This window comes from Coleofasciculus chthonoplastes PCC 7420 (assembly GCF_000155555.1).
GTDB classification, from domain to species: domain Bacteria; phylum Cyanobacteriota; class Cyanobacteriia; order Cyanobacteriales; family Coleofasciculaceae; genus Coleofasciculus; species Coleofasciculus chthonoplastes_A.
The window spans coordinates 90,358-104,307 of record NZ_DS989853.1; the positions used below are offsets into that span (position 1 = coordinate 90,358).

Consider the following 13,950-nt stretch of genomic DNA (forward strand, 5'->3'; position numbering starts at 1 on the left):
GAATTGCCGCCCGCGCAAATGCTAATAACTGCTTTTGACCCCCAGAAAGGTTGGTTCCCCTCTCCCGAAGTTGAGTATCGTAACCTTGAGGAAGTTGTTCAATAAATTGTGCCACATTTGTGGCTTCCGCCGCCGCTTTAACTTCTTCAATCGAGTAGTCTTCGCCCAAGGTAATATTACTTTTAACATCCCCAGCAAACAAAAACCCCTCTTGCAAAATAACCGCCATCTGACGCCGTAATTCAGCTTGGGGCAAATCCCGAATATCAATCCCATCCACTAAAATGCGTCCCTTTGTCGCTTCATAGAGGCGACACAGCAAGCGAATAATCGAACTCTTTCCCGCACCCGTAGGACCCACTAACGCCACTTTTTCTCCGGGGCGAATGGTAAAGTTTAAATCCTTGAGAACATAGTCATCATCTTTATAAGCAAACCAGACATGTTCAAAGCGAATTTCACCTCGATGCGCCGCTATTTCTCTCTTACCATTTGTCCTCTGCTGTTCTGAAATTAACGCCGCATGAGATAACTCTGGATCACGAATTTCAATCGGCTCATGCATAATATCACTCACCCGTTCAAGTGCCGTGAATCCAGCTTGGAACATGGTAAACTTGTCCGCAAACTGACGCAAAGGATTAAATAAACGCTGGGCATAAAGAATAAAAGCAGATAAGACACCAAAACTGAGATTATCTCGCAGAATTAACCAGCCTCCTAACCATAATACCGCCGCGATCGCAACCAAAGAAATCCACTCTAATGTGGCAGATACAGCAGAATCGTGAAAAATGGTTTTATCAACTTCCGCGACATAGCGCTGGTTCACCGCCCGAAACATCTCAGCATTCACTTGTTCCCGGCGAAATAGTTGGACAATATTAATCCCAGCGATATTTTCTTGCAACATTGAGTTGAGTGTGGATAGTTCTTCCCTAGCTGTATAATTCGCTTTCCGATATTGCCGCTGGAAGTAGACAATTAACCCGGTAACTGGAAATAACATTAATATCAAAATTAGCGCCAGTTGCCATTGTAGGGAAAACATGAAAATGGCAATAACCAGCATTGAGAAAATGTCATTGAGAATGCCAATGGCACCACTGGAAAAGACTAATCCTAATGCTTCCACATCACTGGTGATCCGGGTAATCAGTTTTCCCACCGGAGTTCGGTCAAAAAATCGCACCGCCAGGGAGGTAATATGGTCAAATAAATCATTGCGAATCCCGGCGGTAATTTGCTGACCTAATTTTTCTTCCAGGAATTTCTGGAAAATGCTACAGGATAATCGGATAATGATACTCAGTAATAACAGAGTCGCCAGGATATTGATGCCTTCGGATAAAGAACGATTATCCAGAAACCACCACGTTTCTTCTTGACGAATCAAGGAAACCGCTTGACCAATAATTAAGGGTTGAATCGCACCTAGAATGGATACGGGAATGAGTAAAATAATCGCTGTGATCAGTAAGCGTTTTTTAGTCAGCGCGTAAGGAACCAATCTCCGGAAAAGTCGCCAATCCGTTTCCCCGCGTCGGTTAACGCCTCTAGATGTTGGTGATGATGCCTTAGTCATAGTAAACCCTGGTTTGTAAAAGTCATACAGTCATAAATTCATACATTCGTAGGGGCGAAGGAACCTTCGCACCCATATTTTTCGGTTCTACGGCTAAATTTTCGCCGCGAACGCTTCGCCCAGTAAAATTCTAAATTTTCGTCACCAAGGCTTTTTCTATAATAGGATTCTGTTTCCACAATTGGAAATCGTTCTCCCGATAGATACGCCGGAAAATGCGGCTGAAAATACGTCCAATATATCATTCTAAATTAAACTATTCAGATAACTTCATACTCATTCCTGATAAAGGATTGACAAAACCCGAACATTGACAGTCAGAGGATTGTTAACTGTTCAAGGTGTGGGTACGGGGAACCGTCTTCTAGCATACAGGTTAACCTATCTGGGCAGATTCTGGAGGAGTTCGTCGTGGCGCTGTCTTCGCCTTAAAGTCAGACACTGACTACAAACGCTTATGATTGAGGGGGAATTTGGAGATAATGAGGAGTTGATTTTTCCAATCGAGATCATTGCGGCTGAAGGATTATATTCTTCAGTCTGATTACTCATGAATTCTGCCATCGGGTAAAATAGCTCCCGATAAAATAGCTCCCGTTAATTTAACCAACAATCGGTCGCCTGTTCCCACTTTAGCGCCCCGCAAATCCGCACCACTCAAATCCGCACCACTTAAATCTGCACCAATTAAATTCGCATTCCGTAAATTTGCCTGAACTAAACAGGCTTGAAATAAGTTAGCGCGAAACAGATTTGCTCCTTCTAAATTCGCGCCACTGAGATTCACCTTATGTAAAAAAGCATCCGTCAGGTTAGCTTGACTGAGATTGGCATTACTAAGATTACGTCCAGATAGGTCTTTTTCTTTCAGATCAACCCCCTGAAAATTAGCGCCACTGAGATCAGGCTGCGATCGCGGGCGCTGGGATTGCTTAGGTTCTCTGGGTTGGTAGTAGTTCCTGGATGAGGAAGGCGGTTGCTGCGGTTCTCTGGGTTGGTAGTAGTTCCTGGAGGAGGAGGGCGGTTGCTGCGGTTCTCTGGATTGATAGTAACGCCGCGATTGAGTGGGTTCTCGTCGGGGCGATCGCGCACGGTAATAATAGGTATTGGAAGCAGGTTTGGGCGGCGGTGGGGATGAGGGTTTGGGGGTTTTGGGTTTTTGCGATCGCAGTTCGTCTCGCGCTTGGTTAATTTCCTTGAGTTTGGCTTCAGCTTTCTGACGCAAGCGCTGATTATCCTCGGGGACACGATCCGGGTGCCAAATAAATGCCAAGTCTTTATAGGCTTGGTTCACGTCTTCTAGGGAGGCTCCGGGTTCTAGTCCCAGTATTCTGTAGTAGTGGTCTAAATTGTTAGATGACATTGCCGTTTAGCGCCTGTTGAGCCGTTAGCACGAGGTTGGAGAACAGATCCGAGTGAATGCGCTACGCCAAACTTAGGTAAATCTAGTGGCGTGGCACAGCTCATAGGTGGACTAGGAAATTAGCGGAAAGCCTTAATCAGTAAAGATTGTAGCATTTTTCTAAAGTCACAATTTGTAATCTTAGGTATATGGACAATATACTCAATGCGTGCTTATATTAACCTCAAAATTAGTGACAGTTGACCGAACTCAACCCAGTTCCTATGGCGTTACAGTCTTGGGTTCGGCGGTGAGAATTATCGTGCCATTGGCATGTCTATACCAGCCTTGCGCTTCGACAATTCTTTTGGGTTCGTTATCGGTTGGGCGTTGGTTATCACGGCTGACCCGATCCGATTCTATCGGATCAGTGGCTTCAGCCTCGGCGTCAATACGCCAATCTTCCCAAATGGCATGGGCATTGAGGATTTCATGGGGTGGAGTCGGCGATAATCATCAAGTTCCCCGCCTCCCCTAAGCCAAAACTGTCCACACTCACTTGCGCCCGATCGCGAATCTGTAAGGCTCCCGTTTCAATTGTCAAGTTTCCCGCCATGCCATTCCCTGTACTTGTCGTGAACAAGCCATTGGGATGCCGAGTATTATCGGAGGTTCCAATCAGTTGTACATCTTGGGAAGCATTCACCGTTAAATTTCCCCCATTGCCAGAACCAATGAACTCACTACAATAAATACATGATGTAGGAGTGAAGACTTGAACGATTTTACTCTAGCCAATCAGGAGTCTTTAGATGAATTAGCCTGGGCGATGGAAGCTTGTCAGGGACAGTTTTGCCTGATGTTGGCGCGTTGTAACTATGGGTATTTGCAACAACGCCTGATCCAGCAACTGCAAGATGAATGCACCTTCGACATCCGACTTATTCACCTGAAGCCAGACGACAAAACCCTATTTAGCACCGTGCGATCGCAACTAGGACAGGAGATACCTTCTGCCCTTATGGTATCTGGCTTTGCCGCTTTAGACAATGTGGATGACATGTTCGCGGCGATGAATCAGGTGCGGGAAGAGTTTCGCAAGAATTTCCCCTTTCCTTTCATCCTATGGATGAATGATCGGGTTTATATTCGACTGCTGAGAGTTGCGCCAGATTTCGAGAGTTGGGCAACAACAACCGCCTTTGCAATACCAACGGATGAGTTAGTTAATGCTCTCCAGCAGGCTGTCACATCTCTATTTACCAAAGCCTTAGCTGTAAATTCCCCTCAATCTTTATATAAGTTAGCCAACGTTTTAGACCTAGGTTGCTTAACTCGTTCAGAATTCGAGGTAGCCTTAAAAGAGTTATCTCAGCGGGAACTAGAGTTAACCCCCCAGTTTGCCGCAGATTTAGCATTTCTGCGCGGAATAAATGCGGGTGATAGTCCAGAAGCCTTAGATTATTTACAGAAAAGTTTAGAATTTTGGCAACAACAAACCCATGTAGGGGCGGGTTTTACCGATAACCCTTCGCCTCAAACCGATAATCTAAATCAACCAACCCTTATTGAAGAACCCGGAGAAACGATTAACCCTCAATTAAAAGTCGGGTTAGTATTATTTCACATTGGACTCTACCACTATTACGCCGTTGATCGAACAAAACACGGCGAACCCAATTGGCAACCCGCCAAGATTGCTTTACAGCAAACTTTGGACATTTTTGAACAAGAAAACCGCCCCGATTTAGTGGCAAAATCCATTACCCAACTTGAACGAGTCTTGCAACGGATGCAATCATGGGATGAATTAGAACAAGTGGCACAAAAGGCGTTATCCTTGCATCAACGGTATAGCAGTACCAGTAGATTAGCCCAAGATTATAGTTTTTTAGCCGAAGTCGCCTTACAGCAACAGCGTTGGGAAGATAGTCGCAAAGCCGCACAACAAGCCGAGGATATTTTAGCCCAACTCCCGGAACAGAATCGATGGTTTCAGGGATTAAACTTGCTATTTTTAGCCCAAGCGGAACGACAATTGGGCAATAAACAAGACGCGATCGCGCATTTGGTGCAAGCCAGAGATTTAGGCGATCGAGGACATCCTTTAGTATATATCCGAATTCTCGTAGAATTGCGCGACCTTTATTTTGAAGAAAAGCATTATTTAGCAGCATTTGCCACAAAGCAACTGCGGCGTTCTATTGAACAACAATATAGTATTTGCGCCTTTATTGGTGCGGGAAGACTACAACCACACCGACAAGAAGCGTCAGCCAAAACCGATAATCAAGAAACAGTTGCGCCGGAAATTATCGCATCAGGGCGACAGCGGGATTTAGAGCGGTTATTAGAGCGGATTGGACGGAATGACTGTAAGCTAATCGTAATTCATGGATTATCAGGCGTGGGCAAAAGTTCCCTCGTAAATGCGGGATTAATACCAGCCTTAAAACACAGAGTTATTGGTATTCAAAATAATTTGCCTCTTTTAATCCGAGTTTATACCAATTGGGTAGAGGAATTGAACAAGCAGTTGGTAACGGATTTCGTAACGGATGAGTTAGAGGAGGAAAAAACGACAAATAATCCTATAGGGGCGGGTTTAGACGATAGCGTTTCTAGAAAACCACAAATCTCTAAACAAAACCCGCCCGATTCTTCTGTAGGGGCGGGTTTAGGAGATAACCTTTCCAGAAAACCACAAACCTCTAAACAAAACCCGCCCTCACCTTCTCAGGATGTAGACAATAACTTTTCCAGAAAAACACCAACCTCGCCACAAACCCCGCCTTACGCCAAAATCCTGGAACAGTTACGGAAAAATGAACAGCACAATATCAGGACAGTGCTAATTTTTGACCAGTTTGAAGAATTCTTCTTTGTTTATCCCAATTTAGCGCAACGGCGACCATTTTGGGACTTTTTAGGAGACTGTCTGAATATTTTATCAGTTAAAGTAATTCTATCGCTGCGGGAGGATTACCTGCATTATCTACTAGAGTGTAATCGCCTCGATAGCATGAGTGTCATTGGTCATGATATTTTAGGCAAGAATGTACTGTATGGATTAGGGAATTTTTCACCCGCCGATGCCCGATCAATTATAGAAGATTTAACCACGCGATCGCGCTTTTACCTAGAACCTGCCTTAATTGATGAATTGGTCAAAGATTTAGCAGGTCAAACGGGGGAAATATTACCCATTGAATTACAGATTGTCGGGGCGCAACTGCAAGCGGAAAATATTAAAACTTTGGCTGACTATCGAGAGGTAGGAACGAAGGAGGAATTAGTCAAGCACTATGTCGAAGCTGTGATTGAGGATTGTGGTATTGAGAATCGACAAGCAGCGGAATTGGCGCTGTATTTACTGACGGATGAAAAGGGAACTCGTCCGCTAAAGACTCGCGCTGAATTAGAACGGGATTTAAAGGAGTTAGTTGATGAGTTAACGGCAAACGCGAGTAAATTAGATTTGGCACTCAAGATTTTTGTTGAATCGGGATTAGTGTTTCTATTACCAGAGATTCCGGCGGATCGCTATCAATTAGTTCATGATTATTTAGCCGCATTTATTCGTCAGCAGCAACAACTAGGATTGTTGGTGGAATTGGCAGAAGCCAGGGAGAAGCAGAAGTTAACCGAAGCTCAATTAAGGCAAGCACTAAAAGAGAAAGAAACGGCATTACACAAAGAACAGGAGGAACGACAAAGGGCAAAACTAGCAGAATATGAAGCATTAAATTCCTTATCTCAGCTACTCTGGTCATCTCATGATCAGCTAGGAACTTTATTGGCTCTTGTCAAAGCGGGTAAAAAGTTACAAGGGATAGCCGATTTGGTGTCATCAGAGAAACAAGCTTTGACATTGAGTCGCTTATATCAAACCATCCAACAAATGCAAGAATACAATCGCTTGGAGGGGCATAATGGTTTAGTTTATAGTGTCAACTTCAGTCCAGATGGTCAAATGATTGTCTCCGCTAGCCTTGATGGTACAGTAAAACTGTGGAGAGTTGATGGTACTCTAGTGCAAACATTTCCAGCGCATCCCAGTGGTGTCAAAAGTGTTATATTTAGTCCAAATGGACAAATGATTGCTTCGGCTGGTAGCAATGATCCAAGTATCAAGCTATGGAAAACTGATGGCACTCTAAAACAAAAATTTCCGGGACATCAGAAGGGAGTTCAAACCATTAGCTTCAGTCCGGATGGACAAATGATTGTCTCTGGAGGTGGAGACGGTACATTGAAACTTTGGAAGATAGATGGCACTCTAGAGCAAACATTTCAGGGACATAGTAATGTCGTGACAAGTGTTAGTTTTAGTCCCGATGGACGGATAATTGCTTCCGCCAGTCTTGATAAAACTGTGAAACTTTGGAGTATTGATGGTTCATTAGTAGGAAACTGCCCCAATAACTCAGAACCTAGCCCTAGGTTAGAGTCAACTAATTCAACTGACAATAGCTATCGCCGTTTAGTTTTCAGTGTTAGCTTCAGTCCGGATGGGCAAATAATTGCTTCGGCTAGCGAAGATTATACAATAAAACTTTGGAGAATTGATGGTACTCTATTGCAAACTCTAAAGGGACATAGCGGTGGAGTCAATAGTATTAGCTTTAGTCCTGATGGACAAGTGATTACCTCGGCTAGCCGTGACTACACAGTGAAACTTTGGACTCTCAATGGTACTCTATTGCACACAATGGAAGGACATAGGAGCGGAGTTAATAGTGTTAGCTTCAGTCCAGATGGACAAATGATTGCCTCGGCTAGCTGTGACAATACGGTAAAACTGTGGCGTATTGATGGCTTTTTAGAACGAACATTCCATGGTCATAACAGTTCAGTCTTTTGTGTCAGCTTCAGTCCAGATGGGCAGCTAATTGCCTCAGCTAGCTATGACTGCACAGTAAAATTATGGCGTTTAGATGGTTCATTAGAACGAACATTCACGAGACAAAATGAGTCGGTTTACAGTGTTAGCTTTAGTCCAGATGGGCAAATGATTATCTCCGCTAGCTTTGACGGTACAGTGAAACTTTGGAGAATAGATGGCACTCTCATACAAACATTTCAAGGACATAGTGGAGGAGTCGCAAGTGCTAGCTTCAGTCCAGATGGAGAGATGATTGCTTCTGCTAGTCATGACCATACGGTAAAACTATGGAAGTTGGAGTCGCTAGAAAATTTACTGGTACGCGGTTGTAATTGGCTGCGAGACTATCTCAAGACTAACCCAAATGTGAGTGAGAGCGATCGCAAACTCTGTGAGGGTATTGAGAAAAGTCGTTAAGTTACCCTCTTTTTGCCACGGCGATTGAAATCGCTGCTACACAAACATAGGCAAAGCCTTCCCGAAGGGTAGGCCGCCTACGCGGACTGGGTTATAACCGGGGTAGGGACACCCGGATTTAGTATGAAACTAAAGTCTAAGACGACTGGATAAGAATTTTAGTCCATTTTAATGGACTTGGGCTATTAGCCTGGAGTTTGAACTCCAGGCTGGTTTCCGGGTCTACTTTATACCCTTAATCGGATAGCCAATGAAAGTATATTCAGTAGCTCTAGCTAGAAAAAATAGTCAAAGCTCATTTAATATAAAAAAGCTCAATTAGACAATTAGCGGCGATATTTTCGGTCAACAAAAGTCTAGTTAAAAAATTGGTAAAGCAACAAAAAACGGAGGAAAAATTATCACCATAAATTCCAGAGAGGCATCTGCTGCTGGCAGCCTTAGAAAAGTATTAAACCTGATCAGAATCTATTGGAGGATGCTGACCAATTGTGCGTAGCACTCGCCGCAAATTCACCACGCCCTCACGATTAAGCTGCAACCGCTCCACAGTTGGACGTCCAGTTGGAGTCAAACCAATCACTATTGTAAAGTCTTCATTCCAGCTAAACTGGTCTGCCCACCTCTGGCGGCGAGGGTGATACAAAGATACTAAATTTCCACTCACAGGATCGCGTGCTTCAATATGCGTGTACTTACGGTTGTTGCATCCTTGGCAAGCCAAAGCTAGATTGTCATTCTCATCGGTTCCACCTTTTGAACGAGGTGTAATATGTTCGATAGAAAAGGGATCGGGTGAAAAACGAGCCTGACTGCGACAGTACTCGCAACATCCATCAGCACGACGAGCAATAGCTTCCTTCTGTTTCGCTGTTAACTTTGGCTCAGACATAGGCAGGGGCTTTAATGCCTAATTCCTGCATGAGTGTCTCCAATGAGGTGTTTCGCAAACTTGCCAGTTCAATTAAATACTGAATTCGACAAGCATTGGCTTGTTCAATTTGGTCGGAGATCTCAATTAATGTTGCCTGTTCCTCAGGTGTTAAGATTTCAGCACGGCGTTTAGCCAGCAGGGCATGATACTGTTCCCATCTTTGTGGTGGTAAACCCAAATTAATGTTTTGCAATAAGTCAGCTTCAGCCTTTGACAGGCGGGAAGCAGTACACTGAACGGGTCGCAAGTGTTCTTTCAGAGCATTTACAATGTAATGATTGGGATCAAGACCTTGTTGGGCAGCCTCATCCCGTAACTGTTGTTCGAGTTCTGGCGTAAGCTCAAGTGTGATGGTTGCCATCTGAATACCCTTGATCAATATGTTTCCTTATCTTACCTGCGAGAATGAATGTTGGATTAGCACGGCTGGCAATTATAGCAGTAGACACATCGATTAGGACTTTCGGCACCATTGTAGAGACGTTGCCTGCAACGTCTCTACATAAATGATGTGTCCTAAGCTGTTCGGCATTTAAACCTTAATATCAATAATGGCGCAATCTTTGTAGTGCGTTAAGCGAAGCCATGCCGCAGGCTTTGCATCTTGCTCGCTACTAATACCCAATTTAAATGCATGACAGCTTAACCGCTATGGCGGTTGCTATACTTTGACCACAGTCTCACCAACCGCCTTGAGTTTAAACCCAAGGCTGAAAGCTAAAGTTGAAGACGACTGGATAAAAATTTTAGTCCATTTTAATGGACTTGGGCTATTAGCCCGGAGTTTGAACTCCAGGCTGTTTTTCAGGTTTACTTTATACCCTTAAATCGTTCTTTAGCCGACTGAAATGCTTCTTGCATCACCGATTGAATTTTCTGAGGATCGGGTTTTTTCCCGCCCATTAAATCCCCAAAATAAACACAAGCCCCCTCACCCAACGCCCAGGTATAAGCCGCCGCCCAAGACGCCGCGATCGCACTCCCTAAACCCGGTAAAAATTTGATTAATTCTCGTCCCACCGCCTGCGCCACAAAACCCCCCGCGATCGCACTCACAACTCCCCCAGCTTGAGAAGGCGTCAGCGTTTGTCCATATAATTTCCCCAACAACCCAACCAGCGAGACTTGCAGCGCCGTTAGAACGGGCATTGTGGCAAAAGGTAACGGTACTGCCGCCAAGGTTGCTGCCATAATCGAAAAGGCTAAAATATAACGTCGCCCGACATCCCGATAGAGATTCCCCAGTTGCTGACCCGCGTCTTTTTCTTCCAATAATTGAGAAATCGCCCTGGATTCGGCTTCCGGTAACAACTCGGCTAAGGCGTCGCTGAGTGCCTCTAAGCCATAAAATACAGGATTATATTCATCTTCTTCTAGGGTAAAATCAATCATAACCGCCCGATTATAAAGTCCCTTAAAAGCCTGCTGAATCCCCTCAAAGGCGCGATTCAACTCTTCATAGTCTGGCGGATAAGCAGGATGATCAACGACATCAGCCGGATAAAGTTCATGTAAACAAGTTACAGCCAGCAAACAGGGAATCTCTGGATATTTCTCTTGTAACTGTTCAGCCACCTGTCGCAGCGTATCCGTGGCAAAGTCATTAATTTTCACCGTCAAAATCAGGATTCTGGCACGATGAGTATCCTGTTCCAATTCACCTGCCAATTCCTGAATAATTATCGGCGTTTCTTGGTTAACATCACCCAAACCCACAGTATCGGTAAAAATCAGCAACGGTAGGTCATTCGACGGATAAGCATAACGCTCAGTATATTGCGTATGGGGACGAAATCCCTGACCCACAATCTCCGCTGAAACCCCAGTCAATCCCCGCACAATGGAACTTTTCCCTGATTGAGGCTTGCCAATCAGCAGCGCTTGGGTTGTGGGGAGTTCTTTGCGTACCGACGCCAAAATCTCAGCGACTTGCGCCTCATTAACACTAAACCAGTCAATCACCGTTTGTGTAACTTGTTCGGTGGGAAGGAGTTTCTGCAAGCGATCGCTGGCTGTAGTCCAGAGTCCAGCCATGCGGTTCGTCCAGGAGTTATCAACCGACTCTGAGGGTGTCCCTTCCGTTGGTTTTTGCACCTGCTGAGAATCAGCCGATGGTACGTCAGCCTTATGTTCGTCAGTCATCCTAATCGATGAATCCCTTCAATCCTGCCTATCTTTAAGATTACAAGTAGAGACGCGCCATGGCGCGTCTCTACCGATTGATTGGTTGAACATTTGCCAGATATCCGATTCTGTATCCACTAGATTGACCGAATTTACCGCTAAAAATCCCTCGTTGGTTTGAGGCGGATGATCTCGTAATGCGCGATAAAAATCCTCAATCACCTGATCAGGAACTTGGCGCTGGCGCTGTCGGTTCCAAACTTTGCAGGTTTCCAGGGGAGTGGTAAGATACCAGGCTAGCCAGCGCACGGTTTCACCGGATATCTTGGGCAAAAGCGATCGCCGCCATTCGGGTTTGGCATTGGTTGCATCGTAAATCACCGGGTTTCCATCGGCAATGGATCGATGAATTTGCTGTAACACTTGCGCCTCAATCAATGACCAATCCCCTTGGATGTTCTCATCCCCAAATAACTGCGCCCGGATCGCGTCTGTGGACACAATCACCGCTTTAGGTTCGAGTTGAGTTAATTTGGCAGCTAGAGTAGACTTACCAGAACTGGGAGAACCTATGAGAAAATGACAGATCATCAATAAATTGTTTCAAACGCGATTTACCTGACAATTAACCGATTACAGAACACAATTATATGACTTCTGTCAATACAAATTTATACCTAGTTTTAGAGAACCTCGGTTTCTTTATTGTTGCCACTGGATTTACTGCAATTGTCGGCTGGGCGTGGCGGAAGGCTAAACCGTTCACTATTCCTGAACCCTTGCCCGGATGGTTTAAAATTTGGTTTGGCACAGTTCAGGTTATCGGAGTCTTGGTTCCCCTAGTCGTTATGCTTCTCTGGGGCGTCTGGTGGAACCATTCTACGGTGTTAATTGTACTTGCCTCCTATTTTTTGATGCTAGGATTACAAATTTTATCGGAGATAATCACATTAAAACAGTTTCAATCGGTTGTTTGGGTAATGGTTCCTTACTTATATCTGCCTTATCGCCTCTGGCAATTATATGAAGGACTGACTATCCTGAATTCTGATAGCGAATTGATGTGGGTAAGGACTCTGTTAATTGTAGAAATTGTTCTTTGGACGGGTAACTATCTCCTAGATTTAGCCCAGCTTCCCCGGTTGTTTCGATGGGAGGTTAAGGAAGGCTAACTCTCTTAATCAGATCCCCGACTCTTAATCAGATCCCCGACTTCTTCAAGAAGTCGGGGATCTTAGGTTTAGTGATCGTGGTGATGATGATGGTGATGATGATGACTGGAAGCTGATTCCGGATTAACCGCGATCGCAGTTTCGGCTAAAAGCGCTTCAATCTGAGGATTTGCCCAATCTGCCACCATGGCTAAAAAGTCAGGATGATCATTGACACAAGGCATCTGTACATAGGTCACATCAGAGTTACGATGCTCTAAAGCGTGAATAATGTGATGAACATCCAGCAAGGTTTCATGATTTTCTGTGGCAAAGCCAATCGGCATAAATACGATCGCTTTTGCCCCTAAATCAATCAGATTCTGCGCGGCTAACTCAGTATTGGGTTGTGTCCACTTAATCAGAGGGGTTTGGTGATTCAGCCAACCCACTGAAATTAAAGGATACTTATAAATTAGCTTTTCCCGTACCCGTTCATACAATGCCTCACTTTCCATGATGCCGGAGGTAAATCCCTTTGCCTCATGGGGACAACCATGGTTCATCAGAACAATGCCAATTTGAGAGGGTAAGTAAGCAGAGGCTAAATCAGCCGCAATTTTTTCCTCTACCATCTGCGCCATCAAGTCAATGTAGGCGGGTTCGTTGTAAAACGACGGGATATACCGTTGTCCTTTGAGCCAATGTTCATCGCCCTCCGTCAACTTGACTAAGGCATTATTCACCTGTTCGACGGCAATGCCACTGGTGAAGATAGAATCAACGACGAGGAGGGGATAAATTAGCAGTTTATCAAAGCCTTGGGCTTTAATCTGCTCCAGCACTTGTTCCGGTAAAAACGGAGCGCAGAAGTTAAACGCCTTAAAGACTTGGACGCGATCGCCCCATTTTTCTTGCAGGTGTTGTTCAATTCCGGCTCGTTGCTGCTCAAAAATTTGGTTGTGGGGGGAGATGAAATTGTTGTGCTGATGTCCCCACTCATGGAAATCAAAAACGGCTAACAGTTTGGCTAAGGGGGGATACACCCAGGTGGGTACAGGCGCAAACTTAGCGGTTAATAAGTTTAAGGCTTGCTCGTTATAGTTGGCAAAATCTTCGTAACTTTCGACTTCCCCGTAACCCATGAGTAAAACGGCAACGCGATCGCCGCCTTCTGGGTTAGATGTGGGTATTGATTGGACTTTTTCAGGAGTGGCAACCACAAGACTATCCTATCAATTGATGGAACATTCACTGGGTCTCTTCCGAGGTTAGGAATTGAGACTCGCCAGTTACCCTTAGGGTAGCATCCCCTGTGGGGGGATGATTCACCTGTCTCGCTACAATTAGTTTATTTGAAGCAATACGCCAATCAGGGGTGGCAAAAAACTAATGCATGAGCCAGAGCCGAAAAATTGGCATCAAAAGACCTGGGTGAGAGTCCTGCTACTAATCTTTGCTGTGCTGATCGCGGGGGGGCTTTACTTGCTTTCTATCCGCATCGCGACTCAA

General features: G+C 44.8%; 11 protein-coding genes. 3 read left to right on the top strand and 8 right to left on the bottom strand.

Features of this window, described 5'->3' with window-relative positions; translation table 11 throughout:
* A partial coding sequence (locus MC7420_RS18575; protein WP_044208140.1) for an ABC transporter ATP-binding protein occupies window positions 1-1,585 on the bottom strand: 1,585 nt, incomplete at its 3' end.
* Window positions 1,586-2,129: 544 nt separating this feature from the next.
* Window positions 2,130-2,948 carry a pentapeptide repeat-containing protein gene (locus tag MC7420_RS18580; protein ID WP_006102237.1) on the bottom strand — a complete coding sequence of 273 codons (819 nt, stop codon included), beginning with the start codon at window positions 2,946-2,948 and terminating at the stop codon, window positions 2,130-2,132.
* Window positions 2,949-3,260: 312 nt separating this feature from the next.
* On the opposite strand from MC7420_RS18580, the gene MC7420_RS39955 reads away from it, so the two are divergent.
* Complete coding sequence (locus tag MC7420_RS39955; RefSeq protein ID WP_157453222.1) at window positions 3,261-3,440, top strand: hypothetical protein; 180 nt, start codon at window positions 3,261-3,263, stop codon at window positions 3,438-3,440.
* On the opposite strand, the gene MC7420_RS18585 is transcribed toward MC7420_RS39955, so the two are convergent.
* On the bottom strand, window positions 3,418-3,633 hold the full coding sequence (locus MC7420_RS18585; RefSeq protein WP_006102179.1) for a hypothetical protein: 216 nt from the start codon (window positions 3,631-3,633) through the stop codon (window positions 3,418-3,420). The genes MC7420_RS39955 and MC7420_RS18585 overlap by 23 nt on opposite strands.
* A 69-nt stretch (window positions 3,634-3,702) precedes the next feature.
* Here MC7420_RS18585 and MC7420_RS18590 point away from each other — a divergent pair, with 69 nt between their 5' ends.
* Window positions 3,703-8,229 carry an nSTAND1 domain-containing NTPase gene (locus tag MC7420_RS18590; protein ID WP_006102203.1) on the top strand — a complete coding sequence of 1,509 codons (4,527 nt, stop codon included), beginning with the start codon at window positions 3,703-3,705 and terminating at the stop codon, window positions 8,227-8,229.
* A gap of 451 nt (window positions 8,230-8,680) precedes the next feature.
* On the opposite strand, the gene MC7420_RS18595 is transcribed toward MC7420_RS18590, so the two are convergent.
* The 4 genes from MC7420_RS18595 to MC7420_RS18610 all read right to left on the bottom strand — a co-directional run bounded on the left by MC7420_RS18595 (window position 8,681) and on the right by MC7420_RS18610 (window position 11,878).
* Window positions 8,681-9,121, bottom strand: coding sequence for an HNH endonuclease (locus tag MC7420_RS18595; protein WP_006102333.1), 441 nt, complete (start codon window positions 9,119-9,121; stop codon window positions 8,681-8,683).
* The gene (locus MC7420_RS18600) at window positions 9,114-9,524 is read right to left on the bottom strand and encodes a hypothetical protein (RefSeq protein WP_044208142.1); all 411 of its coding nucleotides are present in this window, start codon (window positions 9,522-9,524) and stop codon (window positions 9,114-9,116) included. Before MC7420_RS18600 ends, MC7420_RS18595 begins: the two co-directional genes overlap by 8 nt.
* Before the next feature lie 449 nt (window positions 9,525-9,973).
* Entirely contained in the window at window positions 9,974-11,305 is a 1,332-nt protein-coding gene (locus MC7420_RS18605) for a GTPase family protein (protein ID WP_006102161.1), read from the bottom strand.
* Between the two features lie 18 nt (window positions 11,306-11,323).
* Window positions 11,324-11,878, bottom strand: coding sequence for an ATP-binding protein (locus tag MC7420_RS18610; RefSeq protein ID WP_006102348.1), 555 nt, complete (start codon window positions 11,876-11,878; stop codon window positions 11,324-11,326).
* A 59-nt stretch (window positions 11,879-11,937) separates the two neighbouring features.
* On the opposite strand from MC7420_RS18610, the gene MC7420_RS18615 reads away from it, so the two are divergent.
* A complete protein-coding gene (locus MC7420_RS18615) occupies window positions 11,938-12,459 on the top strand; it encodes a hypothetical protein (RefSeq protein ID WP_006102126.1) in 522 nt (173 codons plus the stop codon).
* Window positions 12,460-12,527: 68 nt separating this feature from the next.
* On the opposite strand, the gene MC7420_RS18620 is transcribed toward MC7420_RS18615, so the two are convergent.
* A complete protein-coding gene (locus MC7420_RS18620; protein WP_006102246.1) occupies window positions 12,528-13,661 on the bottom strand; it encodes a ferrochelatase in 1,134 nt (377 codons plus the stop codon).
* Between the last annotated feature and the right edge of the window lie 289 nt (window positions 13,662-13,950).